We start from the raw sequence: 1727 nt of genomic DNA on the forward strand, positions 1-1727 counted from the left end.
CTGACAGGTTACAATTTCAGCTTTTGTTTTGCTATTTTGCTTTAGTTCCGGCTGATGGAACAATAATTTAGCTGGTAAAAGAAGCATCAGCAGTTGAACATTAATTTAACTTTGGTTTTGGCTGACGGGTTTTAAATTCCAGTTCTTCGCCAAGCCTTTTCCGTTAGCTGCCACTTAAAACCGACATCCGTCAAAAGATGAAAATAAAAGTAATAGACAATAACACAAGGAAAGAGAAATTACTTAAAGCTCTTTATGACAAATGGAAAGTTGGCTACGATGAAACAAATTTTGGAAGACAAGTAACCGACTTAGGAAGAAGTTTGTCTGTTTTGGAATTAACAGACATTGCCAAGCTAAATAAGTCTGAAATAGAGAAGCTAATGATTTCTATAAGCAGTGATGGATTTGCTTGTATGTATCAAAGCGACCCAAATACAAATCAAAAAAACCATTTGTATCTAATTACTGAAATAGGAAAAAAAGCAGCAGTTGACAATCATTATCATAATTTGTCAGCCGTAAAAAATCAGACAACATTATTTGAAATTTTTGGAGTAATAATTGGAATTTTAGGATTTATTTTAGCGTTGACAACATTTTTAATTCAAAGAAATAATATTGATCCACAAATTGAAAAACTTCAAAAGCAAATTGACATTTTAAAATCAGAAATTTCACATACTAATAAAAAATAAGCGGCAGCCAACATTGGTTTGGCAAAAAACTGGCGGACGGAATAAACATCAACTTTTGTTTTACTATTTTGCTTCAGTTCCGGCAGACCGAATAAAATTTAGCTTGTAAAAACAGTATTGAACTTTGGAACATTAATTTAACTTTGGTTTCGGCAGAAGGATTTCTATTTCCAGTTCTTCGCCAAGCCCTTTCCGTTGGCTGCTATACAAACTGACATTTTACAAACTTGACAAACGAATAAGAAAATGAAAAATTTTACTGCAATATCACGAATAACAATGACTTTGCTATTCGCTGCTTTTATGACACTAAATGTAGTAGGACAAGTAATACCAGTAGGGAAATATGATACAACTAATTATCCCAAAGACAGAAAAATAATTAACTCAATTAAAAATAGTTTTGATAAGTCATTATCCTTAAACGATGACTATGTTGGTATTGGTGCTGACGGAAAAATGTCCTATGGAGTTCCGGCAGAACTTCAAACATTTGTAGAGGACAGTATAAGTTTTAAATCAGTTACGCCAGTTCCAGGAACAGAATTACTAAGAATATTTAATGGGACAACTGCAATCAAAACTAAGACTGTAGATATTGTTTTTAACTCACCAAAAGGAGACGTACATTTTAAAGTTATCAGAGCTGAAACTTTTATCAAACAAAAAGGGAAATGGTATTTTGTATTAGGACAAGGTACAAACTTTATGACACAGGAAGAATTTGACGAATACAGAAAGCTTCATACCTCTAAAATTGATAGATAAGAAAATGTACAGCAGCCAACAGTAGTATTGCCAATAGTGGGGCTGGACGTTGGAGTAATTGACTGCATACCGCTATCAGCTTTGGTTCCGGCTAAAGAAATGATTTTGAGCAGCAGAATAATTTTTTAACCTTTGAATAAATATGAACGGAAGTTGCCGGGGTGGATGGTTTTTCAATTCCCCCACCATCGGCAATACTTGTTCGTTAGGCGCAATTTGTGTTTTCGCCCGAGAAAGTTTGCTAAAGATTTTTTTGTCCCC

Annotated in this window: 3 protein-coding genes; 2 read left to right on the top strand and 1 reads right to left on the bottom strand. The window is 33.9% G+C overall.

Features of this window, described 5'->3' with window-relative positions:
* The first annotated feature begins 197 nt into the window (after positions 1–197).
* Positions 198–698, top strand: a complete 501-nt coding sequence (locus tag GO621_RS18580) for a hypothetical protein (protein ID WP_157569879.1) — start codon at positions 198–200, stop codon at positions 696–698.
* 246 nt (positions 699–944) lie between these two features.
* Positions 945–1466 (top strand): hypothetical protein, encoded by a 522-nt coding sequence (locus GO621_RS18585; protein WP_157569881.1) that lies wholly within the window; start codon positions 945–947, stop codon positions 1464–1466.
* A 75-nt stretch (positions 1467–1541) separates the two neighbouring features.
* Here the strand turns inward: GO621_RS18585 and GO621_RS19175 are convergent.
* Positions 1542–1727, bottom strand: a 186-nt coding sequence (locus GO621_RS19175; protein WP_232335710.1) for a hypothetical protein, incomplete at its 5' end; no start/stop codon positions are given.

It is taken from the genome of Mucilaginibacter arboris, from assembly GCF_009754915.1.
In the GTDB taxonomy this organism is placed as follows: Bacteria; Bacteroidota; Bacteroidia; order Sphingobacteriales; family Sphingobacteriaceae; genus Mucilaginibacter_A; species Mucilaginibacter_A arboris.

What these genes read in the sequence shown, in the direction of transcription:
- GO621_RS18580 (WP_157569879.1), top strand. Translation starts at nt 198, where the DNA reads ATGAAAATAAAAGTAATAGACAATAACACAAGGAAAGAGAAATTACTT.
- GO621_RS18585 (WP_157569881.1), top strand. Translation starts at nt 945, where the DNA reads ATGAAAAATTTTACTGCAATATCACGAATAACAATGACTTTGCTATTC.